The sequence below is a fragment of the Sporosarcina sp. FSL K6-3508 genome, assembly GCF_038615825.1.
Taxonomy (GTDB): Bacteria; Bacillota; Bacilli; order Bacillales_A; family Planococcaceae; genus Sporosarcina; species Sporosarcina newyorkensis.
The window spans coordinates 1,044,666-1,069,576 of sequence record NZ_CP152016.1 but is presented as its reverse complement, the minus strand read 5'-3'; the positions used below and the strand labels follow the sequence as shown (position 1 = coordinate 1,069,576).

Here is a 24,911-nt window from a genome sequence, read left to right as displayed (position 1 = left end):
AGTTGTCGACACTTTCCGACAACTTTATCTTTATTCAGCGGAAGACTCTACCTGTATAGATGATGAAATTAATGCCGTTTTATTTCCTGTTCATTGGTTGTTCAAATGCTCGTTGAACAACAGAAGTACGCAGGCTAAGATCGCCCAATGCCCGCATGATCTACTTCCTGTAGACTTAAGCACAAATCAAAATCTGGACGCAATTACGCCGAGACGTAATTGAACTTTCTTTTTATCGACTTCTTAGAAGATAACCCTTTACCTTTTGTAAGTTTTCAGGCAAACTAGAAAGTAATTCTCAGGAATAGATTTGTACCACTCTACCATAACTAGAGTAATTCATGAAGATAGAAAGGAAGTTGTATGATGACGATTGCAGAAGTCGGGGATATTATTGAATTCAAAGATGGTTTACAAGGGATTGTGGAGAAAGTCAATGAAAACTCTGTTATTGTGGATTTGACATATATGGAGGATTTCGATGAGTTGGAGATGGAGGAAAAAACCGTTATCAACCATAAACGCTACAAAATTATCCATAGTGCGGCAGAATGAAACCTTCTTCTCGCCTATCCGTCCAATTAGTAGAATCGTAAATAGAGGAGTGAATCGATATGAACAACAAATGGCGCATTATTTTCGCTTCATTTGCAGCATCCTTACTGCTCGCAGCTTGCGGAACATCTAATTCAGATGACAATCCTTCATCAACTGACGGCACGAATGGAAGTGCAGTGGAAACACCTGCTGACGAGCCTGAAACGGACATTGAGGAAGACGTTGACAGTGCAACTGCAGAGGGAGATGAAGCAGACAGCACAGAAGAAGAAGACTTGCTTAAAGACGCAGTCGAAACAAAAAGTGATGCTCAAGACTATTCGGTTATGGTGATGCCAGGATATACATTAACAAGTGAAGAGCCTGGAAGAGATAGCTTATATGTAGACGAAGACAGCGAAACGTTTATGCGAATTGAAACGACAGCGAAAGACGAAGAAGCTTTCAGTTTCGATGAATGGTATGAAAACATGGAAGAATTATTAGCTGCGTCAACAGATGGGGCTGAGCCGACTGAATTAACAGACGAAGCAGAACTTCCTCAAGGTGAAGGCATTACGAACGTAAAAGGAGCCGAAGCTAAATCCGCTGAAGGATACTTCAAAGGCTTTGTGATGGAACGTGAGGACAAGTTAGTACGCGTGACAATTTATGCTACAGAAGACAATGAGCATATTAAAGAATTCACAGAAATGGCTTCAACGATCAAGTAATCTCCATCTATATAGAAGGCCGACCCGCTATATACAGCAGATCGGCCTTCTTTTTGTTTAAAATCTAAAGTCCTGTTCAGGTGCCAACGACAGACACTCGCGGAAATGTCAATTTAAAGACAGACCCTACGCCTTCCTCACTGCTAACGGCTATGCTACCACCATATTCAGTGACCGTTTTCTTGACGAATGGAAGACCAAGTCCCGTGCCGCCTGCTTTACCAGAAACAAACGGCAAGAAAATCTTTTCCATCATCTCTTCGCTCATACCAGTGCCTGTATCTGAAATTAGAATGTCTACATTTTGCTGTTCTCCTTCACAAACATGAACAGTCAGCGTCCCTTTTGGCCCCATTGCTTCCATCGCGTTTTTAAGAAGATTTACCAAAATCTGCTTGACGCGATTCGGATTTGCTTTAATTAAAATGGGTTCCGTGATAAAATTTTCATTAAATAAGTTTATTTGGTCAAGTAAGGCTTTCGGCTGTAATAATAACAATACTTCTTCCATTAGGACAGTAAGTGAAAATACTGTAACTTCATCGACACGAGGTTTGGAAAGAGCGAGCATTTCATTTAAAATTTCGTTCATCCGCTTTACTTCGCCTTGAATCACAGTTACATACTTATGGGCACTTCCTGTTACCTCATGTTCCAATAACTGAAGAAAACCGTGTAATGTAGTCATGGGGTTTCGGACTTCATGTGCTATACTAGCCGCAATTTCACCTGTCGTGGACAGTTGGTCGGAGTGTGCAAGCAATTGAAGCATATGTTCCTGTTCTGTCATATCTAGGACTCGCAAAATAAACATCTCGGTAGCTGAGTCGACTTCCAAGAGAAGGTTGAAGTATTGTATATCACCATTTTTCTGGTAGGACAATTTCCTTTGAGCAACACCTTCATTTTTCGCCTGAACTACGTATTCCGTATAACAAAATTCTTCATCGTGGTGGAAGTTTTCTAGGAAGCTCTTGAGGTGTATAGAAGTCCCGCGAGTTGGATCGAAGAAGGTCTTATTGAATTCCTCATTCAAGGACACAAAGAATCCCCATTCATTAACTAATGCCATCGGGATCTTAGCTGTCTGAAAGGCACTTTCGTATAATTGACTTAAGGTTTTCGTCTGTTCATCCATTTTTATCGTAATAATAGCCTTTTCACTACGAGGCTGGTATATAATATAGCATGAGACATGTTTATCGCAGTCATCTTTTAGACATCCCTTTACACGTTCCTGTACAGTAATTTGTTGAAAGCTAGAGTGCACCAGGATGTTTTCAATTTGAACGAGTAGTCGTTCGTCGAAAATTTCTGATATATATTTCGGTAAGTCATTTTCTTTCACTAATGATTTAAAAGCTTTTGTCATACCCAATATTTCACCATTGTGATTAATAATTATTTTAAAAAGAGAACTTTCGAGAAATTTATTGATATCTGTTGATTTCAATACCATAAACATGCCTCCCTCTTTTATTTCAAAGTGTAACTTGATAAGTTTGCTAATCTCTATTTTGAAAATTTGAAATATAATCCTTTGAATTCTCATTATGTCATATTTTTGGAACGCTTTACATAGGACCATAGTCTCTTTTAATTACCTAAAGTATACCAATATTTTTTCGTATAGGAGTATAATCATGAAAATTGTTTTATCTACTTTAAATGCTAAATACATACACACTAACATTGCAATCCGCTATCTTAAGGCATACGCAGAGCCAGAATACCCATGTACTTTGGCGGAATTCACCATCCATGACCCAACACTCTCGATCGTCTCTGAACTTTATCAACATTCCCCTGATGTTGTCGGTTTCAGTGTTTACATCTGGAACATTGAAGAAACTATCAAAGTCATTCGATTGCTTAAATTGACGAGTCCCGAAACTATTATCGTTTGTGGTGGGCCAGAAGTGACCTATGATTATGATCAATGGCTTGAACGCGTGCCAGAGATTGATTTTATCGTCATTGGCGAAGGCGAGCGGACATTTAAGGATTTACTAGAAGCGATTGACGGGAAAACTGAATTATCGAGCGTGCAAGGGATCGCCTATCGCCAAGATGAACAGTTGAAGATTACAGCGCCTGGACCAAAATTGGATTTGCGGACACTGCAATCCCCTTTTCGTTTTGTTGAGGATTTGCCTCATCTTAGAAATCGAGTGATGTACATCGAAACGAGCCGTGGCTGCCCTTTTTCTTGCCAATTCTGTCTTTCTTCAATCGAAGTGGGCGTCCGCTATTTTAACCGGGAAGCAATCAAAGAAGATATTCGATATTTGATGAAACACGGTGCCAAGACGATAAAGTTTGTCGATCGTACGTTCAATATCAGCCGTAGTTATGCGATGGAAATGTTCCAATTTTTAATTGACGAACATGTTCCAGGCACTGTCTTTCAATTTGAGATCACGGGCGATATCATGCGGCCGGAAGTCATTGAATTTTTAAACGAAAATGCACCCGCAGGACTATTCCGTTTTGAAATCGGTGTCCAATCAACAAATGATCTGACGAATGAACTCGTTCAAAGAAGACAAAATTTCAGTAAGCTTTCTCGTACCGTTACCATGGTCAAGGAAGGCGGAAAAATTGCGCAGCATCTAGATTTAATCGCTGGATTGCCTGAAGAAGATTACGATTCTTTCCGCGATACTTTCAATGAAGTATTTGCTTTACGACCAGAAGAGCTGCAATTAGGTTTCTTAAAATTACTGCGGGGTACTGGTCTGCGAATTCAAGCAGAACAATACGGTTATCGTTTCATCGACACAGCTCCTTATGAAATCGTATCAAATAATGTGTTGTCCTTTGATGATATGCTGAAGATTAAACAAACAGAAGACATTCTCGAAAAATATTGGAATTCAGGTCGATTTATACACTCTATGGAATATATCGTTACCGAATTGGTCGATACACCTTTCGACTTCTTTCAGCTATTCGGCGCTTTTTGGGAAAACCAAGGGTGGTCAAGAATCGGCCATCAGTTTGAAGATTTGTTCACACGTTTGGAACAATTTTTAAAAGAAGTTTTGAAAGTTGATACAGAAATCGCACGAAGTCTGTTAAAAATTGATTATCTGGCACATCAGAAATTCCTCCCTAGAAAAATATGGTGGGGCCCTTCTACTTTACAGGAAGAACAATTGAGGGAGATCAATCAGTTTTTGGTTCGCTCCCCACATCTACTCGGCGAGAGGTTTGTAGCACTCGGCCATACTGATCGAACGATCCGGAAACAAGTTTTCATCACAGATACTGCTGCCAAGTTGGAAGAAGATCTCACTGTGAAAAAAGATCGCGGGTATCTCATTTTCCAATATAGTCCGAGTCAAGAAGCACAATACTTCCACCTCTCTGACCAAGTTTTAGAGAATTTGAAGGAACAGAAGCATTAAAATAAGCAGGCTGAGAAAATGACCATATTTTCTCAGCCTGCTTTTATTTACGTAATCATTATCCGATAATCACACGTTCTTTTGGATAATGATAAGGTGTTTTATTCGTTTTACCGCCTATTGTATAAAGAAATGAAATCAATCCTACGCGCCCGATAAACATCAAAACCATAATGATGAGTTTCCCAGCTACAGACAGATCCGATGTAATTCCAAGCGACATTCCGCAGGTCCCGAATGCTGATGTAATTTCGAATAGTAAAGAAACGACCGGGACGCCTGGCTCCGTAAGCAACAAAAGGAGCAATGCCGTCATGACCATAACACAAGCTACGAGAATGACCGCATATGAACGAAACACATCAACCAATTTAATTTGCCGTTTAAAAATGTGGATGACATCGTTCCCTTTGGCAAAATTGATCAGGAATAATATCGCTATGGCAAATGTGGTTGTACGGATCCCTCCTCCAACCGAACTGGGTGAAGCCCCGATAAACATTAAGGAACTGACGAATATGTCGGTTGCATCGCTGAAGTTTGTAACGTCATACGTCGTAAGACCGGCTGATCTCGCTGAAACCGAGTGGAACAATGCCGTGAAAAATTGCTCATGCCACCTCATCCCTTTGAATGAATGAAATGATTCTAAAAGCCAAATCATCAAGGTACCGAAAACTAATAACAAGCCAAAGGTAGAAGTCGTGATCTTCGTAAATAAGGAGAAACGGAAATGAGGTACTTTTTTCGAAAAGTAACTTTTCACCTCAATTAGAACAGGAAACCCGATAGCTCCTAAAATAATTAAAACCATTAATATTAATTGAATAAAGTAGTCATTAAAATAAGGCTTCATGGAAGAACCGGTAATATCAAAACCTGCATTCGTAGTGGCAGAGACCGCCATGAACATCCCATTTAATAAGGCTTCACTGAACGAGTCGTAAAAACGAGAGATATAAAGTGTCAAAATCGCCCCGCCAATCAATTCGATTGCGACTATGATTTGAATAATTTGGCGAATGAGCTGCACAACACCCGCTAGTGTATATTGATTCGTGTCGACCATGATCAGCTGACGTTCTCTCATTCCAATTCTTTTTTTTACGAGCAACCAAAAAAACGTACCAATTGACATAATGCCGATACCTCCTAGCTGGAGGACCAACATGAGCATACACAAGCCAAAAACCGAGTAGGTTTCTCCGATGCTAATTGATGATAACCCTGTAACACTTACCGCACTTACAGCTGTAAATAAGCTGTCGATAAATGCTACATGGACGCCTGGCTTATAGACACCTGGTAAGTTCAACAGCAGGAAAGAAGAAGCAATTGCTAAAAAGTAATAGAATACGATGATTTGTGCTGGAGTGAATTTATGTAAAACTTCTCGGGAAAGCTTCATCTTTTTCAAATTCCTTTCATAACAGAAACTTTATTTTCCTACTTTATCAAATGCTTTGCTGAAAAGATAGCGTTACAAAGAACTTTACACTCTTTTAATAACCTTAAACCAACTAATCAATTACGCCTCGGTGTAATTGTGTCTAGATTTTGAATTGTGCTTAGGCCTGCGTGACGCAGTCAGTTAACCTTTAACACCATCAAAATATGTGACATCCGCCGGAGGCTATCTCTTTGTTCAGCAAGCATTTGAACACCCGTTGTACTGGAAGTAAAACAGCTTTCATTTTATCACCATATAGATGAGAGCCTTCTGCTGAATAAAGATAAAATGCAACTCCTTCTAAATATTAGAAGGAGTTGCATTTAGTTTACCCTTTCAACCGTTGTTTCACTACGGCTAACAAATAGCCGCCAACTGCCAATATCAACAGTATGATCCAGAATGTTGTTTTCCACAACGTCGAGTGCGGGAATGTCTCAGGAATAATTTGAAGCGCTGGATGTGCCAATGTCAGCACGACGAGTTTCACACCTACCCAGCCTACTATTAAGAATGCCGCAGTTTCGAGTGTCGGATATTTCTCCAGCAAAACGACAAACTGTCTAGCTGCGAAACGGATCATAATCAAACCAATCATACCGCCAAGTAACATGACAACGAACTGTCCACCATTGATTCCACCGACATGGAAATCACCCAATTCTGGCAATGTCACAGCGAGCGCCACTGCCGCCAACATAGAGTCCAAAGCAAACGCAATGTCCGCTAATTCTACTTTCAAAACCGTCATCCAAAAACCAGATTGTTTTCTCGGTTTTTTATTCGGATTATCTTTTTGCGAGTGCGTGAGCTTGTCATATATATTCTTACCTGAAATGATTAATAAGTATGCTGCCCCTAACGCTTGGATCTGCCAAATGTTCACCAAAAATGTAATCATGAATAAAGCTGTGAATCGGAAGACAAACGCTCCAACCAAGCCGTAAAATAATGCTTTCTTCTGCTGTGGTTTCGGCAAATGTTTGACCATTACCGCCATCACTACTGCATTGTCCGTCGCCAATAGCCCTTCTAGTACGATCAGTACGACAAGAACCCATGCGTATTCTAATAAAATCGCGTCCAACAAAATTCCTCCTTGTTTTATACAATATAAAAAGACCCTCACCTAATAAAAGGCAAAGGTCTCGCTAAGTCAGAATTTTGTATGTTCAAAATCCAGCTATCATAACCGATGGCAGTTTAGACAGCCACGTATTGACGATTATGAAATAGGTTTCCCTATAGCTACTCCCCTTTGACATTGCGTCAAAGTTATTAAGTTATTGGATACTTTTAAAGTATTATAACATAATAACTTCGCTTTGCAAATCGTTTAGGTGTTGTCTGTGAAACTATATAATTTTTAAATTATTTTAGCAGGTTGAACGAGCTAAGGGCTAACTTTTTATTGTTTCGTCGCTCGATTTTAGGTAAGTCCTAGATAGGTACAGGGTAGTACATTGACGCCGCTTCGCCGCTGGGGGATTGCCTCTCGCCAAGAGCCAACTAGCAAAGACCGCTAGCTGTCTCACGGCTACGGCGGACCCCGCAGTTGCGGCTTTGCTGGTGTGGTTAAGATAGTGGGTACTGTGTTTTCAAATGAAATACCAAGTGCTCCCGCTCACTAAACGAAGGCACCTGCCGCAAACGCCGAAGTGAGTTCAGTAAAGTTACTCTTTTTGTTGTCTCTTCGCTCGACTAAGTTGTGTGTCCAAACTAAGTATAGGGTTGTACATCGACGCCGCTTCGCCGCTGGGGGATTGCCTCCCGCCAAGAGCCAACTAGCAAAGACCGCTAGCTGTCTCACGGCTACGGCGGACCCCGCAGTTGCGGCTTCGCTGGTGTGGAAAAAATAGTGAGTGCTGTGTTCAAATGATATACCAAGTAGCTTCCACTTACTAAACGCAGGCGCCTTACAAGCGGTAGGCGGAGCAATGAGACAGACAGGCGCTCTTCCTGACTGGCTCATTGCGGGAGCCATCCGCAAGCGCCGAAGTGAGTTCAGTGACGACACCCTCATGCTATGTATGCTCCGAGAAATGTCTTCAGGACTCCCCTACTAATTATCATTGATCTCCTTACAGTGTACTTACCTCCATTGTAATTTATTCAAAATCCCCTTCAAACATCAAAAAAGACCGGCAAGTGGAGACCCTTGCCGGCCTTACATAAATTTTATTTAACTTTCACTTCTTTCGCTCTCCGTCTTGTTTCACGATCGAACAGACTGTAAATTACCGGAACGATATAGAGCGTTAGGAACGTAGAGCTTATTAGACCTCCGATTACCGCTATTCCCATCGGTTGGTTCATTTCCGTTCCTTCGCCAAGTCCTAGAGCCAGTGGCAGCAATCCGAGGATTGTCGTTAAGGCTGTCATGAGGATCGGGCGTACCCGGTCCCGGACAGAGGTAACAATCGCATCGTATGAGCTGAGTCCAGCTGCTTTTCTTTGGTTGATATAATCGACCAATACGATACCGTTGTTGACGACAATCCCTACCAAGATGAGAATTCCGATGACAGCCGTAACGCTGATTGGCGTATTCGTTGCCAGCAATCCTAGCGATACCCCAATGATCATCAATGGTACTGAGAACATGATAACGAATGGATATTTAAAGGATTCGAACTGTGCTGCCATGACGATATAAACTAACACGACAGCCAGGATAATTGCCATCAGCATATCGTTGATCGCACCTTCGAATAACTCGCGGTCTCCGCCGTACGAAAGTTCCACTTCATCCGGCAAGCTCAGATCATCTACCAGATCATTTACGCGCTTTGTCATGTCTCCAAGTGATTCGCTGGACAGATACTTTAGAGTGAAGGTAACGGAATGCGCCTGGTCCACGCGTTTAATCGCGACAGGACCTTCCGCAATCTTGACGTCTGCTACATCTTTCAATTTTACGTAGGCTTCAAACGGAGTTTTCAATTCTAACTCCTTCAATTTATCTACTCCATCTCTGAACGTTTCATCGTAGCTCACATTCACTCCGACTACTTCACCAGTTTTCCAGACGACTTGTGTAGCAAATACACCGCGTGTAACATCGCTAACTGTTTGGGCAATTTGATACGGTGCTAATCCTACGTCTGAAGCTTTCTCGCGATTCACTTCAATTTTGACCTCTTCTACTGTATCAATTAAGTCATTATCAACTTCTGTAACAGAATTCAATTCACGTAACTTTTCATCCAGCATAGTTACGGCTTTATTTAACCGCTCTTCATCCGTATCATTCAATGAGAAAGTTAATGTATTCGGGCTGGATCCTGCCGCGGTCTGCATATTGAAACTAACTTCTGCATCCTCGCCAATCGTATCCAAGATTCCAGGTTGCACTTCATCGACGAACTCAAATACAGAGCGATCTCGTTCATCGAGCGGCAGCAATTTCACATACATCTCGGCCATATTCCCTTCAGAACCGCCTTGCGCCATGCTCTGCTGTGTGCCGCCAACTAAACTAACGTATACTTCCACGTCTTTTTCTTTCTTAATTTTATCCTCGATTCGCTTCACAACTTTATTGGTCGAATCCAAAGAAGAGCCATTCGGAAGTTTGACGTTGATGCTGAAAAAGCCTTCGTCTGTCGCCGGGAGAAATTCCGTGCCGACTTTAAACAAACCAAAACCGCTTGCGGCTAATAAAACCGTCGTCAACAACAAGACAATAGCACGGTGACCTAATGCCCACTTAACCGACTTTTCAAAAGTCTGCCATTTCTTTGAACGACGTTTTCTTGCCTCCCGGTTTTTATTAGGCGCCTTCAGCATACGGCTAGCAAGCATCGGAACGACCGTCAATGCAACAACCAATGACGCAAATAAACTAAAGGAAATCGTCAAAGCAAATTCGGTGAAAATTTGTCCGATTAAACCACTAATAAAAATAACGGGTACGAATACGGCAAGCGTCGTTAGTGTAGAGGCTGTAATTGCACCGCCAACTTCCTTCGAACCGTCTTTCGCAGCCTCCTCCGGGTCTTTCCCCATCGCCAAATGCCGCTCAATATTTTCAATTACTACAATCGCGTTATCAACGAGCATTCCGATCCCTAACGCTAATGCCCCAAGCGTCATGATATTCAACGAGAAGTCTGCAAAATACATCAAAACAAATGTCACGATAACCGAATAAGGTATAGCCACGCCGATAATAATCGGACTCTTGATGCCACGCAGGAAGAAGAATAGTACAAGCATTGCGAACAAGCCACCAAGAATGAGCGATTGGCCAATATTGCCGATTGCAAGCTGAACATAGTCCCCTTGGTCAAAGAGAATATCGGATTCAATACCTTTATACGCGTCTTTTTCTAATAATTCATCCAAAGATTTCTTGAATTCCTTTGATACAGTGGCCGTATTCGCTCCAGATTCCTGAAGCACGGACATTAGGACAGCCTGCTTATCATTAGCTCTTGTCTCCGACTGTGCTTTCGGCTCAAGCAATGCAACATCCGCCACATCTGAGACTTTAATTTTGTCTCCAATTAACGGGTTTGTCCCAAGCTGAATGTCCCGGATGTCTGAAATACTCTGTAGTGGACTGATGATTCTCGTTGTCAATTGCCTTCCATCATTTGTATCGATTGGATCACCAGGCATGGAGACATTGCTCGCCTGAATCATCTGAACGACATCCGACTGTACAAGACCATATTCTTTTAATTTTTCAGGATTTAGGATCACTTGAACATCTTCAATGATTTTTCCGGACACATTGACGCTGGCTACGCCTTCAATACGTCGCAATTCCTTTTCCAAATCATCAGCAATACTTCTGATGTCAGCCCCTTCATCGACTGTTCTTAGGGATAATTGGATGACAGGAAATTGAGATGGATCGAATTTCATGAATCTCGGCTTATTCGCCTCTTCCGGAATCGCCACTTGGTCAATCCGTTGAAGTATATCCATTTGCACGTCGTCAATAGTAGAATTCCAATCAAATTGCAGGAAGATTAAGTTCGCACCTTCCTGAGAAGAAGATTGCATGGACTTCAAACCGGGTGCTGTGGACAAGCTCTCTTCTAAAGGTTTCGTAATTTTCTCACTTACTTCTGTTGGAGAGGCACCAGGATAATTCGTAACGACTACAGCAACAGGCGGATTCAAGTCAGGAATTAGCGTCATCGGAATCTTGAAAAAGGATACCGCCCCTAAAATAATGACTAAAAACATTGTAACTAATGTAAAAACAGGTCGTTTTACCGAAAAGCTGCTAATCTTCATTGATCTATTCCTCTCTGTACCAATCAAAAGAATTTCTATCTTCTTACCATACCATTTGTCCATATTTCTTTCATCATAGACAATTGAAACTCCTTCTTACAATAACAATAATTTTAGCAAAAGACCCAGCTGGATATCAATTAATCCAGCCGGGTCTGTAAGGAGTTATATATTAAAGGAGATTGTAAAGACGAATATCCGGAAACTTGTCTTGGAACCAGCGCATAGCAAAGTCGTTTTCAAATAAGAATACTTTTCGATCATATCGATCTTTCACTAACAATGCACGCTGTCCAGCCATAGATTCTTTGACGTCTTCTTCGTTCTCAATCCAACGCGCCACTTTTGAGCCCATTGTTTCCATCTGCACTTCGACATGATATTCCGCTCTCATGCGGTGTTCGAACACTTCAAATTGAAGCTGACCTACTGCTCCTAAGATAACCTCTTCAGTATGCAATGTCTTATAATACTGAATAGCTCCTTCTTGCACGAGCTGTAAAATCCCCTTATGGAACTGTTTCGATTTCATGACATTTTTAGCAGCCACTCTGACAAATAATTCAGGAGTAAATTGTGGCAGTGCTTCAAATTGGAAATTACTTTTCCCGCCGACAACCGTGTCGCCAATTTGATAATTCCCCGTGTCATACAACCCAATAATGTCGCCCGCCACTGCCTCGTTTACGGTTTCACGGTCATCCGCTAAAAACTGAGTGGTTTGGGAGAGTTTAAAGTTCTTCGATAATCTCGGCACATTCACGGTCATGCCGCGTTCAAATTCCCCTGAGACAATTCGCACGAAAGCAATACGATCACGGTGTGCCGGGTTCATATTCGCTTGAATTTTGAAAATAAATCCTGAGAATATTTCTGACTCAGGTTCCACTTCTTCCCCATCTCGGCTCTTTCTCGGTTGCGGTGGCGGGGCGAATTGTAAAAAGGTTTCTAAAAACGTCTGCACACCGAAATTCGTCAGTGCACTACCGAAGAACACAGGAGTTAAATCTCCTTTTGCAACACGTTCTTCATCGAATTCATTACCTGCTTCATTGAGCAGCATGACGTCTTCCAAGGCTTGCTGATAATACGAAGTGGCTGTCATTGAATGCTCGACGGCCAGTCCGCCTTCTTCAGTGATTGGCAGGAAACGCTCTTCTCCTTCAGGACGTGCCAGTTCAACACGATCGTTGTAACGATCGTAAATCCCGAGGAACTCTTTTCCCATACCGATCGGCCAGTTCATTGCGTAGGACTGAATCCCCAGCACTTCTTCCAATTCTTCCATTAACTCTAAAGGCTCTTTACCTTGTCGGTCCATTTTATTGATAAAAGTGAAAATAGGGATACCGCGCATACGGCAAACTTTAAACAACTTGATCGTTTGCGGTTCAATACCTTTTGCAGAATCCACCATCATGACTGCTGCATCAACTGCCATTAACGTACGATACGTATCTTCACTGAAATCTTCGTGGCCTGGTGTATCCAATATATTGACGCGCTTTCCTGCGTAATCAAATTGCAATACCGATGACGTAACAGAAATCCCACGTTGTTTCTCGATTTCCATCCAGTCCGAAGTCGCAAATTTGCCAGACTTCTTACCTTTTACAGTTCCTGCATCTCGAATCGCTCCACCAAAATACAGCAGTTTTTCAGTTATTGTAGTTTTACCGGCATCCGGATGCGAAATAATCGCAAACGTTCGCCGTGAATTTATTTCATCATGAATCTTCTTTTCCATCACGGGTACTCTCCTTTTGTTTACGTTTTCTATCATAGAGAGTATGGAGAGGCATTTCAATGCTTTTTCATTGATTTGCCAAAAAAACTATACGCTCTTTCCTTAGGAATTAACTGAAGTTCCACCGAATTTTTTTCCGGCCTCATCCAACGCGATTTCCGCATCTGAATGAGGGTATTTTGTATTGCCGATGATTTGGAAATCTTCATGCCCTTTTCCTGCAAAAATAATGATATCTCCTTCATTCGCCATGGCAATTGTATGACGAACGGCTTCTTCTCTGTCTCCAATACATGCATATTGATCATGAGGCATGCTGGCGCTTAATTCAGACAAGATCGATTCGTTTGGTTCATCTCTTGGATCATCCGTTGTGAAGACTACATAATCCGCTGCTGCAGCTTTTTCTCCCATGATGGGACGCTTCAAACGATCACGATTACCGCCTGTGCCTATAAGGAACAACAAGCGATTGCCTTCTTTTTTTAAAGGTTGCACAGTGTCGATCGCTTTTTCAATCGCATCGGGAGAATGTGCGTAATCAATGAAAATCGTCAACGGTAATGCTGTCTCCACTTTTTCTAAACGACCTTTCACCGTAGATACATTGGCAAGCAGTGGTAGAATTTCTTCGATCGTCATACCTTTCGCATATAGTGCGGCAACTGCCGCCAGTGCATTATAAACATTAAATTCCCCAATTAAGGGCATTGTGACTCGGTATGTACCATCCGGTCCCTGCAATTGAAATTCCGTACGATTTGAGAACATCTGAATCGCAGTTGCTTGAAATGTGGCTTTTAAGCGGATGCCATACGTTAAAACAGGAAACGCCGTCATCTCCGCCATTTTGCTGCTCCAAGGATCATCCGCATTAATAATCGCAATTTTTTTCTGGTCCAATTGTTGACCAAGCTGTGCAAATAATAAGCCTTTTGCAGCACTGTAATTTTCCATTGTTTTATGGTAATCCAAATGATCATGCGTCAAATTCGTAAAAATGGCAATATCGAATTCCGTTCCGGAGAGTCGTCCTTCCACCAGACCATGAGAGGATACTTCCATCGTCATGGATTGGCAGCCTTCATTTGCTGCTTGTGCAATCATTTGTTGTGTTGTCAATACATCCGTCGTCGTATTCTCTGTTTCATACAATGTATCATTTAACTTAAAACCAATCGTTCCCGACACCGCCGTCTGCTCTCCGGATTGCCGCAGCATATCATGGATAATGTTGCCGACACTTGTTTTGCCGTTTGTACCAGTCACCCCAATCATCGTCATTCGTTTGGAAGGATAGCCGTAAAACTTTGAAGCCAATTGCTGGATTGCTTTCGCCGTATCTTCTACATAGACCACCGCCACCCGCTCTTCATCCACCGTAATAGGCTCTGAAGCAATAAGTAGACGTGCTCCGCTCATTAAAGCACTTTTAACAAACTGATGGCCATTTACCGTGTAACCTTTCAAGCACACAAACGCGCCTCCATCTTGGACTGCTCTTGAGTCTACCGCTAAGTCCGTGATCGTTTCAGGCACAGTCCCTATTATCGTTTTAACAGGCAGCACCGATAAAAGTTCATTCGTATTCATATGGTTTCCTCCAATGGATAGTTTAAAATACTGAAAAATGTCATAAATCAAATACGCCTCGGTGTATTTACGTCCAGATTTCGAATTGTGCTTAGGCCTGCGTGACGCAGGTCAGTTAGCCTTTGCCGCAGGACGCGGCGAGTTTTGGCTAACTTCATCTTTTAAAGCTCCTCTCAAAATCTGTGACATCCGCCGGAGGCTTTATCTTTGTTCAGCAAGCGTTTTGACATCCGTTGAGCAGTAAGTAAATTCGCTTTCATCTCATCAACTTTGGAGGTAAAAGTCTTCTGCTGAATAAAGATAAATAAATTTCATTCAAAATGTCTTTGAATTTTTCAAAAATGAAGTAAAATATATTTAGCCGAATACTATCATCATACTCGTATTTCCTTGTCACATCCACCTTAGATGATCGCTTGGCCAGTAGCTTATTAGGGGGTGTTTAAAATACCTATACAACAGAGGGACACTACTCGTTATTATAATTACCTTGATCTTTTTTTCCAACAATCCCAAGATCCCATTTCCGTATTTGATCTGGACGACAAAATCGTGACAATCAATCCCGCATTTGAAGAACTTTACGGTTGGAAACTTGAGGAATGTTTAGGTAAAGTGATTCGCTTTTATCCCGATACTGAGTTAGAAAGTGTTCGAGCCCGCTGCGAGTTACTAAAGAAAGGAGAAAGTCTTAACTCTGTCCAAGTCATTGAAAAACGCAAAGATGGAACTTGCTTTCATGCTGAAATCACAATGGCTCCTATCTTCAATGAACACAACGAAGTAGTTGCCATTTCGAATATAACGAGGGACATCACCTTACGTTTACAAGCGGAGGCATACGCTTTGGAGATCGAACGACTTCGGACTACAAGTAATATTGCTGCCGTCGTGGCACATGAAATTCGAAATCCAATGACTGCTATAACAGGCTTCGTCCAAATGATGAATAACGATTCCGCGAATCCGTATTCACCTTTCACACAGATCATGGAAAGTGAAATCACGAATATCAATCAAATCGTAACAGATTTCTTAGTTTTATCTAAACCTACACTCCATCAATCCTCTTCCTTCTCAGTTATCGAGACGATTCAGGAAGTTATCGATGAATTTTGTGGCAAATTTAATAAACGGGAGATTACATGCCATCTTCATAGAATCAATCAAAACCCAGTACTCCTTGGGAATAAAGCATCGTTAAAACAAGTATTCTTTAATATTTTAACAAATAGCTGTGAGGCAATCGATCATAACGGTCAAATCGACATTACTTTCAGTTTGACCGATGAAACACTTTGTATTTTTATCCAAGACGATGGAAACGGAATGGATGAACCGACACTAGCAGCGATCTACCAGCCTTTCTTTTCTACAAAAGAACACGGCACAGGTCTCGGAATGCTGATTTCCAAGAAAATCATTGTCGATCATAAAGGCACCCTGGAGGTCGAAAGTCTCCAAGGCGCCTGGACAAAAGTTATTATTCACTTGCCATTATCGAATGATTCGCTTCACTAATGGAAGTTTCCCTTTATAAGGCGGATAACCGATTGGTACCGATACGGACGTACTCTTTTTCATCATCGATTTTGAATGAGAGAACGTATCGAAACTCGCCTTGCCGTGATACTGATTCATCCCTGAAGGTCCAACTCCGCCGAAAGGCAGATGAATATTTCCCACATGCGAGATTGTGTCATTTATACATCCCCCGCCAAACGGCAGTGTCTCTATGAAATATTCTGCGGCATTGTCGTTTTCTGTAAAAAAATAAGCAGCGAGCGGCTTGGGCATGGTGTTAATTTGCTGAATAACTGTTCCTAAATTCTCATAAGTGAGAAGCGGAAGTATCGGACCGAAAATCTCTTCCTGCATACTTGCACCATTCCAATTACCTAGTGCCAATATCGTCGGCTCAATAAACAAGTCATCCTGATCCAACTCTCCACCTTCTACGATATACGTTTGATCGTGTTCTAAGATGTTCGCCAATCGCTGAAAATGACGTTCATTAATGATTCGGCCGTAGTCCGGACTTTTCTGTACATTTTTTCCGTAGAATTTCTTAATAGCGCGCTTTAATTCATCAAGTAATTGGTCATAGATCGATATATGAGCCACTACATAATCAGGGGCAACGCAAGTCTGTCCATTATTCAAGAATTTTCCCCAGACGATCTTTTCTGCCGCTTTCTTTAAATCTGCCGTCTGATCCACGACTACAGGACTCTTACCACCAAGTTCTAGCGTAAATGGTGTTAGTCGTTCCGCACAAGCTTTCATGACGATTTTTCCTACAGCCGCACTGCCTGTGAAAAATACATAGTCAAATGGTGCATGCAAAAGAAGCTGGGTTTCTTCCTTCCCACCTTGCAAAATCGAGACATATTCTGGCGTAAAGATGCCGGTAATCATTCTCTTCATGACATCCGCTGTATGAGGTGTATCTTCAGAAGGTTTTATCACTGTACAGTTCCCTGCTGCTATGGAACCTACCAAAGGATCGAGCAATAGCTGAAATGGATAATTAAAAGGTCCGATGACCAACACACTGCCGTATGGCTCTTTAACAATAAAACTGGATGCCGGTTGCAAATGGATCGGTGTTTTCACTTTCTCTGGAGTCATCCATTCCTCTAAATGGTCCATTGTATGTGTAATGCTTGATAAAACAAATCCAATTTCCGTCACATAGGATTCAAACGGATGCTTCCGCAAGTCTTTACGCAACGCTTCAATAATTTCTTTTTCATAGTGCTGAATGGCGTCATATAATTTTTCTAACATCATTTTTCGGAATGAAATACTGCGTGTCACACCCGATACGTAATACGTCTTCTGTTTGCTCATGATGATTTCTAACTCATTACCTGAAAAATTCACAACACTCACGCTCCTCTTTTTCCTACCTCCTTCCATTCTATCAGTTTATCCAAAAGAAAAAACTCCGAACGATTGAAGATTCGGAGTTTATCTTTATACGCGACTTCTCATTAATCGCAAAGAGTTCAAAACGACAATCACTGTCGCACCCATGTCGGCCATAACTGCCATCCACAACGTTAACCAACCTGGAATAATTAATAGCAGTGCGATCACTTTCAAACCTAGTGCAATGGAGATGTTTTGAAGAATGATTTGCTTTGTACGCATACTCAAGTTGATTGTGTACGGCAGTTTTTCCAAATCATCTGCCATTAACGCGATATCCGCAGTTTCAAGCGCTGTATCTGTACCCGCACCGCCCATCGCAATTCCGATGTTCGCACTCGCCAAAGCAGGCGCGTCGTTCACTCCATCGCCAATCATAGCGACTTTCCCATATTGTCTCATCGATTTAATCATTGCCACTTTTTCATGAGGCAGCAATTCTGCCTTCACTTCTGATAAACCTAGTTGCTGGCCGATCGCCGACGCAGTGGATTGATTATCACCGGTAAGCATGACCGTCTTTCTTATCCCCATTTGATGAAGTTTCTGAATGACCGATAAGCTGCTTTTGCGGACTTGATCTGCTACAGCAATCATACCGTCTAGGCCTGCTTCGGACCAAACGAGCATGACCGTTTTTCCTTGCCGTTGCAATTCGAGTATTCGTTGTTCAAAAGACTCTTCTAAACGATCCATCTCTTTATACAGATTCGGACTGCCAACATAAACTAATCTACCGCCGAGCAATCCTTTCGCTCCCTTACCTGTGATCGATTGGAAATCCTCCACTTCCAATAAATCATTCGACAACTTCCCTGCTGCTCTCATGATAGCTGTTGCAAGCGGATGCTGAGAGAATCGTTCGATCGATGCAGCCTGTTTCAGTAATTCAGCTTCAGTGACTGCAGATACTGAAATAACATCTGTCACTTCCGGGCGGCCTTCCGTCAAAGTACCTGTTTTATCAAATGCAATCACTTTAATTTGTCCAGTTTCTTCTAAATGAATGCCTCCTTTAATCAAGACACCATTCCGCGCTGCATTCCCTATCGCTGTGACAATTGCAATAGGAGTCGAGATCACCAACGCACACGGACAACCGACAACAAGAACTACTAACCCTTTATAAAACCAGTCACTCCATAAACCACCCATAGCAAGGGGCGGGATCACCATAATTAGCACGGAAATCGCGAGAATAGCCGGGGTATAATATTTCGCAAATAGGTCCACGAACTGCTGGGTAGGTGCTTTTTCTGCCTGTGCTTCTTCTACCAAATGAATGATTTTTGCGATCGTTGTATCTTCAGCAAGCTTCGTGACACGTACTTGCATCGAACCTTCTTCATTTAGCGTTCCAGCGAAGACTTCATCACCGAGCACTTTATGAACAGGTACCGATTCACCTGTGATGGCCGACTGATTGACGGAAGAATTTCCTTGAATCACTTCCCCATCCATCGCAATCTTTTGTCCCGGTTTGATTAAGATCACATCATTGATCATTAATTCTTCAACTTCTACTTCATACTCTACGCCATTTCGCAATACAGTCGCTGTGGTAGGAGCGATTTCCATTAATGAACTAATGGAGTTTCTCGCTTTATCAATCGAATAGCTTTCCAGCGCTTCGCTGACAGAAAACAAAAACACGACAACGGCACCTTCCGCCCAATCTCCAATCAACGCAGCCCCGATGACCGCGATGGTCATTAATGTCGACATGTCAAATTCCAATTTTGAAAGATTTAGCAGTCCTTCTTTCATTAAACTGTAACCGCCAATCAAAATAGCCAATGCGAATAAGACAATGGATAACCAGTTATTCTGTCCATTGGCTGCTGAAACGCCATAGCCCGCCAGTAACAATACCAGCGAGACCAATGTCGTCTGGTTTTCACGTTTAAGCCAGAAAGGAATATGTTGCTTCGTGTTTCTTTGTTTTTCAGGAAAGACTTTTATGCCATCAAATGCACCCGCTTTTTCCAGTTGCAAGATCGAAACATCGCCATCCACCGTTAGCTTAGATGCCCCAAAGTTCAACTGCACGTCTTCCACTGTATCGATTTGCCTAATATTTTTTTCGAATTTCGCGGCACAACTTGTGCATGAAAGCCCTTGCAGACGGTAGACGTTTTTCTCAGTAGCCATGTGATCAGTCCTTCCCAAAATTCAGAGTAATCTATCTGCATTATCATTCAATCACCCGTTTGATTGATTACTTTCAGTATATTCAATCCAATAACTTTTGTCAATTCAATCAAGCACCAGTTTGAACGATATAACCAAAAGGTACTTAAGTATCTTACGTGCCTGAAAAAAAGAAATGATGGCAAGCATCACATCATACCAAGCTTCAACTATACTACCGTCTTTCAAGTTCAGATAATAATCCAATTAACTTATTAATTAGATATTTCTATTTCAACCTAAATGGTATATAGTGATATATAATTTATTGTTTGGAGGTAATACATGGATAATATAATTACATATATCATAATGATCGCAGTAATGGTTTTCATACCTGGTCCTGATATGATACTTCTTGTAAAAAACACAATCAGTCACGGAAAAAAAGCTGGACTTTATACTGTACTCGGAATGGCTATGGGACTTTCTTTCTGGACTCTCATTGCTGTCCTTGGATTATCCATGGCTATCGCACAGTCAGCGGTTATTTTCACTGCCATCAAATATTTAGGCGCCGCCTATTTATTGTTTTTAGGAGTAAGAAGTTTTTTCTCCAAAAACTCAATTTCTTTAGAAGCTATTCAAGAAAACCCATCTGACTCTTTAATGAAATCTTCTAATCAACATTACAAAGATTCCTTTACGCAAGCACTACTAAGCAATATTTTTAATCCGAAAACAGTTTTAGTTTATATTACAATCATGCCTCAATTTATTGATTTAAAAGGAAGCGTAAATCAACAACTAATCGTTTTAGGGTTGATCGCTACCGTAATCGCAGTGGTATGGTTTTTAGTTATTATTCATCTAATAGATCTCTCTAGAAAGTGGTTAGGTAATTCTAAGTTTCTTACGGCTTTTCAAAAGTCAACCGGTGTACTCTTAGCAAGTTTTGGCGTGAGAACCGCACTTTAACCTTCCGCTAATTTCTATATTTTAAATCACCGTTTGGATTATCCAAACGGTTTATTTTCGCTTCATACTTCAAAAAGAAGAAGGTTAATGAAGGGCGAGGGATACGTTCAATGGTTTGCTTTAAGATGGGTCACTAAACATAAAAAAAGAGACCCTTAGGCATCCGCCATTAGGATCTCTATGTGTTATAGAATAGTGTTCTGAAGGTCTTTAACGCAGGTTTGACTCCTATAATTCCTACTGATCTTACTTAGATCGTGTGATAAACATCGCAGGTACTTCTGCTTCAAATCGTACCAATTCACCGGTTCGTGGGTGTAGAAAGGACAATGCTGTCGCATGAAGCCCCAGTCTGCGTAGCGGATTACTTGTAGAGCCATACTTTTTGTCACCAAGAACAGGGTGACCTAATTCCTCCATATGCACGCGGATTTGATTTTTTCGCCCCGTTTCAAGGAGAACTTCCAACAACGAACACTCTTTGTTCGACTGAATTCTTTTGTAATGTGTAATTGCATGCTGACCACCATTATCAATCGGACTTGAATATACTTTGAACGCGCTATTTTCAGTCAACCAAGATGTGATGGTACCCGATTCACTTTTCACCTTTCCTTGTACAAGCGCAGTGTACATGCGCTCTTTTACTGACTCACTCCATGTATTTTGCAGAGTTTGTTGTGTTTTTTCATTTTTGGCAAACATCATGACACCTGATGTATCTTTATCAAGTCTATGCACTACAAAAATTCTATTTCTAACATCACTGCTTCGGACATAGTCCGTAACTTGTCGATATGCAGTCATCTCCCTTTCTCGTTTGGAAGCAACAGAGAGGATACCCGCTTCTTTATTGATCACTATTATATCTTCATCTTCATGTAAAATTGTTACGCCTACTAATTTCGAGATGTTTAGAGCCACTTGGTTACTTTGAATTTCAACCTTCTGACCAATTTGCAATGAGTAATTATGTTGCCTCATCATTTGCCCATCCACCATAACTTGGCCACGGGTTAGAATCGATTTAACCGAATTCCGACTGGTTTTTGACAGTACTTTCAATAAAAATGGTAATAACTCGATCTGTTCCTGAACAGTATATTCCGTTTTGCTAAATGCTTCTGGTTTTCTTTTCAACAAAAAATACCTCCTACTCATCTAATTAGGTTCTAGTATGTAAATAATACACCACGGTCTCTGGACTTGTACGTTCAAGCTGTTCCTGTATTACAGAAAAATAAAGTAAACCTATTTTAAATCGATTTAAACACAAAAAAGACCCCTAGGCATCCGGCCTAATAGGGTCTCTTGGTGTTAAAGAACCGTGTTCCGACGGACTTTAACTTAGGTTTGGCACCTATGATTCCTACTGGGCTCGAACCAGCGACCTCCACCCTGTCAAGGTGGCGCTCTCCCAGCTGAGCTAAGGAATCGAATAGAACTAAGATGTGCATACTATCGCAAATAAGTTCTCTTGGATAAGCACAAATATTATAATAGCATCATCTTCGCATATTGTAAATAGGAAAATTTAAAATCGGTAATTTTTCTTATCAAGAAGAAAAATTACCGATTTTTGTGGAACACTTTTAAAATGGCCAGTTGAGACTCTCCTTCCATCTACTGCATTTGATTTACTGATTCTTCCACTTGATCGTTATCAAAATACAGAAATTCTTCATGATCAAGTTCACCGATACGTTCCTTATTGAATCCATGTGCCAAGTGTCCCTCAAATAAATTTTCAAACCAAATATCTTGTGATTGCATAGTATTTCCTCTCCTTTTACGTTTTAGTCAAAATCCATAATCGTTGTATGTACATCAACATTTGTGATTGATTTGCTTATATGTAGTATAGACATAACCGTCCTTGGCAAAACTGCGTAATTAGTCCAAAATCAATTCTTTATATTATAGACCTTTGGAGTCTTGACATTTCAACACACACATGAATCGGACTAATCATTCTATCTAGCAACACGTCATTACTAGATTATCTGCAGTTCAATTTTTCTAAAGTAATAGTACTTTCCACACAACCTCTTCAATATGAATGACTACTATTATTAAGAAATAAAAAGACTTGTCTGCCCAGTTCCCAGTTTTACAGGAGTAGACAAGTCTTACTAGATTAATTTGAAGCAAGTTGTGATAAATCAATCTTTTTCTTAGAAATCAATTGAAGCACCAATAAAACCACGAACATCCCTAAACCGACCATATCCGTCATAGTTTCTGGATAAATCAACAACAAACCAGTTCCTACCGTCAGGATTCGCATGATCCAGTTCAATTTAAGATACCAATAACCGATCATTCCTGCGCCGATTGCTACCATACCGACAATGGCGGTAAACGTTACCCAGACAATCTCCAGTATGCTGGAATCTAACATTAACATCGCTGGATTGAATACAAACATATACGGAATAATGAAGGCCGCAATCGCCAATTTAGCAGAGGTAACACCTGTCTTAATGGGATCCCCGCCTGAAATTCCGGAGGCAGCAAAAGCAGCAAGTGCTACCGGCGGAGTGATATCCGCAATAATTCCGAAATAGAATACGAATAAATGTGCAGAAACGGCTACTACAATCGGCACAGCTGCCCCTGGAGGCGCATCCAGCATCAGCAATGTAATAATGGCTGGCGCCGCAATTGTAGATGTAATAACATAGTTCGCTGTAGTTGGCGATCCCATACCTAAAATGATCGCTGCTAACATCGTAAAGAACAATGTTAAGAAGATGTTACCGCCTGCAGCTGAAATCAAGCCTGTCGCTAAACTTAATCCCAGCCCGGTTTTCACTACGACTCCAACGATAATACCCGCACACGCTGTCGCTGCCGCAACAGCCAATGCAGTCCGTGCACCGTCTACCAGTGCATGAATCATATCCCGGATACCAATTCTCGTATCTTTACTGATCGCACTGACAACAATTGTTAACACGATACCTAATAGTGCTGCTTTCATTGTCGGAATTCCAACCAACAAGAAGACGATAATCCCAAGAATCGGAAGAAGCAAGTAAATTTTCTTTAATGTTTCTTTACGATTCGGTATTTGGGATGCATCCATTCCTTGCAAACCAACACGCTTCGCTTCGAAATGCGTCATGATCCAAATACCTGTAAAATAGAGCAATGCAGGAATGGCAGCTGCTTTGGCAATCTCCCAATACGTCACGCCTCCGATAAACTCTACCATCAGGAACGCTGCCGCTCCCATGATCGGCGGCATAATCTGTCCGCCAGTCGAAGCCGCGGCCTCTACCCCTCCGGCAAACTCTTTTCTATAACCTAACTTTTTCATCATAGGGATTGTATACGAACCTGACCCTACTACGTTTGCTACAGAACTACCTGAAATCGTGCCCTGCAAAGCACTAGAGAATATTGCTACTTTAGCAGGACCGCCAGTCAAGCGGCCAGCCAATACAACGGCTAAGTCATTAAAATAATTTCCTACTCCTGTTTTCACCAAAAACGCGCCGAATAATAGGAAGACGAATATAAAGGTGGCAGATACACTAATTGGCGTACCTAAAATACCGTCCGTTGTGAAGAACATCAGTTGGACAAGGTTTTCTACGCTTTGTCCTCGGTGCGCCAGAAACCCAGGGAAGTATGGCCCGAAAAAAGCATAGATTAAAAACACAACGGAAATGATCGTGATCGGCAAACCGACAGCCCGTCTCGCCGCCTCTAATGTCAATAGAACGGCTAATATACCGACAATCAAGTCGATATCCGAAACCCGGCCAACACGATATATGAGATCATCCATGAAAAGCGGCCAATATAAGCCAACTACGATCGCCAACAAAGCTAAGATAATATCATAAAACGGTACTTTATCACGACGAATTCCAATTTTCTTTCTAGCTGGGAACAATAAGAAAATAAGAGATAGCGCGAATCCTAAATGAATGGAACGCTGTATTTGCGCGGTGAATGGTTTACCTATCGCTGTATATAACTGGAAAATAGAAAATGCCAATAAACCGAAAAACACAATCTTACTTAAAATGCCCTTCAAATTTCTTGTATTGGACTCAGGGTCATATTTTTGAAGAATTTCGAGCTGCTCTTGTTCAGTCAGCGTCCCCATTTCTTCATTAGATAAACGTGGGATTTCT

General features: G+C 41.5%; 15 protein-coding genes, 1 tRNA gene and 1 pseudogene. 5 read left to right on the top strand and 12 right to left on the bottom strand.

Translation table 11 applies throughout. The annotated features are described in order from the left end of the window. Nucleotides 1-381: 381 nt before the first annotated feature. Both MKX97_RS04880 and MKX97_RS04875 read left to right on the top strand, forming a co-directional pair. Nucleotides 382-555: pseudogene (locus tag MKX97_RS04880) on the top strand (DUF2187 family protein); the annotation flags it as partial. Nucleotides 556-614: 59 nt separating this feature from the next. Beyond that, entirely contained in the window at nucleotides 615-1,271 is a 657-nt protein-coding gene (locus MKX97_RS04875) for a hypothetical protein (protein ID WP_342537111.1), read from the top strand. Between the two features lie 76 nt (nucleotides 1,272-1,347). Here MKX97_RS04875 and MKX97_RS04870 read toward each other — a convergent pair whose 3' ends face one another. Continuing rightward, nucleotides 1,348-2,730 carry an ATP-binding protein gene (locus MKX97_RS04870; protein WP_040758304.1) on the bottom strand — a complete coding sequence of 461 codons (1,383 nt, stop codon included), beginning with the start codon at nucleotides 2,728-2,730 and terminating at the stop codon, nucleotides 1,348-1,350. A 184-nt stretch (nucleotides 2,731-2,914) separates the two neighbouring features. Between MKX97_RS04870 and MKX97_RS04865 the strand changes: the two genes are divergently transcribed. After that, nucleotides 2,915-4,681 carry a B12-binding domain-containing radical SAM protein gene (locus MKX97_RS04865; protein ID WP_342537110.1) on the top strand — a complete coding sequence of 589 codons (1,767 nt, stop codon included), beginning with the start codon at nucleotides 2,915-2,917 and terminating at the stop codon, nucleotides 4,679-4,681. A 58-nt stretch (nucleotides 4,682-4,739) separates the two neighbouring features. Here MKX97_RS04865 and MKX97_RS04860 read toward each other — a convergent pair whose 3' ends face one another. From MKX97_RS04860 to MKX97_RS04840, 5 genes are all read right to left on the bottom strand, one after another. Then, entirely contained in the window at nucleotides 4,740-6,089 is a 1,350-nt protein-coding gene (locus MKX97_RS04860; RefSeq protein WP_342537109.1) for a TrkH family potassium uptake protein, read from the bottom strand. A 370-nt stretch (nucleotides 6,090-6,459) separates the two neighbouring features. Continuing rightward, nucleotides 6,460-7,218: a TerC family protein gene (locus MKX97_RS04855; RefSeq protein WP_040758305.1), complete on the bottom strand. Its 759-nt coding sequence runs from the start codon at nucleotides 7,216-7,218 to the stop codon at nucleotides 6,460-6,462. A gap of 1,091 nt (nucleotides 7,219-8,309) precedes the next feature. Next, nucleotides 8,310-11,381, bottom strand: coding sequence for an efflux RND transporter permease subunit (locus tag MKX97_RS04850; protein ID WP_342537108.1), 3,072 nt, complete (start codon nucleotides 11,379-11,381; stop codon nucleotides 8,310-8,312). Between the two features lie 172 nt (nucleotides 11,382-11,553). After that, nucleotides 11,554-13,128 carry a peptide chain release factor 3 gene (locus MKX97_RS04845; protein ID WP_342537107.1) on the bottom strand — a complete coding sequence of 525 codons (1,575 nt, stop codon included), beginning with the start codon at nucleotides 13,126-13,128 and terminating at the stop codon, nucleotides 11,554-11,556. Nucleotides 13,129-13,230: 102 nt separating this feature from the next. Next, nucleotides 13,231-14,721, bottom strand: coding sequence for a UDP-N-acetylmuramoyl-L-alanyl-D-glutamate--2,6-diaminopimelate ligase (locus MKX97_RS04840; protein ID WP_342537106.1), 1,491 nt, complete (start codon nucleotides 14,719-14,721; stop codon nucleotides 13,231-13,233). Nucleotides 14,722-15,159: 438 nt separating this feature from the next. Between MKX97_RS04840 and MKX97_RS04835 the strand changes: the two genes are divergently transcribed. Beyond that, entirely contained in the window at nucleotides 15,160-16,242 is a 1,083-nt protein-coding gene (locus MKX97_RS04835; RefSeq protein ID WP_078817350.1) for an ATP-binding protein, read from the top strand. Here the strand turns inward: MKX97_RS04835 and MKX97_RS04830 are convergent. Beyond that, a complete protein-coding gene (locus tag MKX97_RS04830; protein WP_078817376.1) occupies nucleotides 16,219-17,607 on the bottom strand; it encodes an aldehyde dehydrogenase in 1,389 nt (462 codons plus the stop codon). The genes MKX97_RS04835 and MKX97_RS04830 overlap by 24 nt on opposite strands. A 93-nt stretch (nucleotides 17,608-17,700) precedes the next feature. Then, the gene (locus tag MKX97_RS04825; protein ID WP_342537105.1) at nucleotides 17,701-19,806 is read right to left on the bottom strand and encodes a heavy metal translocating P-type ATPase; all 2,106 of its coding nucleotides are present in this window, start codon (nucleotides 19,804-19,806) and stop codon (nucleotides 17,701-17,703) included. A 324-nt stretch (nucleotides 19,807-20,130) separates the two neighbouring features. Between MKX97_RS04825 and MKX97_RS04820 the strand changes: the two genes are divergently transcribed. Then, complete coding sequence (locus MKX97_RS04820; protein ID WP_340758478.1) at nucleotides 20,131-20,763, top strand: LysE family transporter; 633 nt, start codon at nucleotides 20,131-20,133, stop codon at nucleotides 20,761-20,763. Between the two features lie 246 nt (nucleotides 20,764-21,009). On the opposite strand, the gene MKX97_RS04815 is transcribed toward MKX97_RS04820, so the two are convergent. From MKX97_RS04815 to MKX97_RS04800, 4 genes are all read right to left on the bottom strand, one after another. Continuing rightward, entirely contained in the window at nucleotides 21,010-21,924 is a 915-nt protein-coding gene (locus MKX97_RS04815) for an RluA family pseudouridine synthase (protein ID WP_342537104.1), read from the bottom strand. Nucleotides 21,925-22,126: 202 nt separating this feature from the next. Continuing rightward, a tRNA-Val gene (locus MKX97_RS04810) sits at nucleotides 22,127-22,199 on the bottom strand. A gap of 187 nt (nucleotides 22,200-22,386) precedes the next feature. Beyond that, a complete protein-coding gene (locus tag MKX97_RS04805) occupies nucleotides 22,387-22,536 on the bottom strand; it encodes a hypothetical protein (protein ID WP_009765693.1) in 150 nt (49 codons plus the stop codon). A 364-nt stretch (nucleotides 22,537-22,900) separates the two neighbouring features. Beyond that, nucleotides 22,901-24,883: a TRAP transporter permease gene (locus tag MKX97_RS04800; protein ID WP_342537481.1), complete on the bottom strand. Its 1,983-nt coding sequence runs from the start codon at nucleotides 24,881-24,883 to the stop codon at nucleotides 22,901-22,903. Nucleotides 24,884-24,911: the final 28 nt, after the last annotated feature.

What these genes read in the sequence shown, in the direction of transcription:
- MKX97_RS04875 (WP_342537111.1), top strand. Translation starts at nt 615, where the DNA reads ATGAACAACAAATGGCGCATTATTTTCGCTTCATTTGCAGCATCCTTA.
- MKX97_RS04870 (WP_040758304.1), bottom strand. Translation starts at nt 2,730, where the DNA reads ATGGTATTGAAATCAACAGATATCAATAAATTTCTCGAAAGTTCTCTT.
- MKX97_RS04865 (WP_342537110.1), top strand. Translation starts at nt 2,915, where the DNA reads ATGAAAATTGTTTTATCTACTTTAAATGCTAAATACATACACACTAAC.
- MKX97_RS04860 (WP_342537109.1), bottom strand. Translation starts at nt 6,089, where the DNA reads ATGAAGCTTTCCCGAGAAGTTTTACATAAATTCACTCCAGCACAAATC.
- MKX97_RS04850 (WP_342537108.1), bottom strand. Translation starts at nt 11,381, where the DNA reads ATGAAGATTAGCAGCTTTTCGGTAAAACGACCTGTTTTTACATTAGTT.
- MKX97_RS04845 (WP_342537107.1), bottom strand. Translation starts at nt 13,128, where the DNA reads ATGGAAAAGAAGATTCATGATGAAATAAATTCACGGCGAACGTTTGCG.
- MKX97_RS04840 (WP_342537106.1), bottom strand. Translation starts at nt 14,721, where the DNA reads ATGAATACGAATGAACTTTTATCGGTGCTGCCTGTTAAAACGATAATA.
- MKX97_RS04825 (WP_342537105.1), bottom strand. Translation starts at nt 19,806, where the DNA reads ATGGCTACTGAGAAAAACGTCTACCGTCTGCAAGGGCTTTCATGCACA.
- MKX97_RS04820 (WP_340758478.1), top strand. Translation starts at nt 20,131, where the DNA reads ATGGATAATATAATTACATATATCATAATGATCGCAGTAATGGTTTTC.
- MKX97_RS04815 (WP_342537104.1), bottom strand. Translation starts at nt 21,924, where the DNA reads ATGAGTAGGAGGTATTTTTTGTTGAAAAGAAAACCAGAAGCATTTAGC.
- MKX97_RS04805 (WP_009765693.1), bottom strand. Translation starts at nt 22,536, where the DNA reads ATGCAATCACAAGATATTTGGTTTGAAAATTTATTTGAGGGACACTTG.
- MKX97_RS04800 (WP_342537481.1), bottom strand. Translation starts at nt 24,883, where the DNA reads ATGGGGACGCTGACTGAACAAGAGCAGCTCGAAATTCTTCAAAAATAT.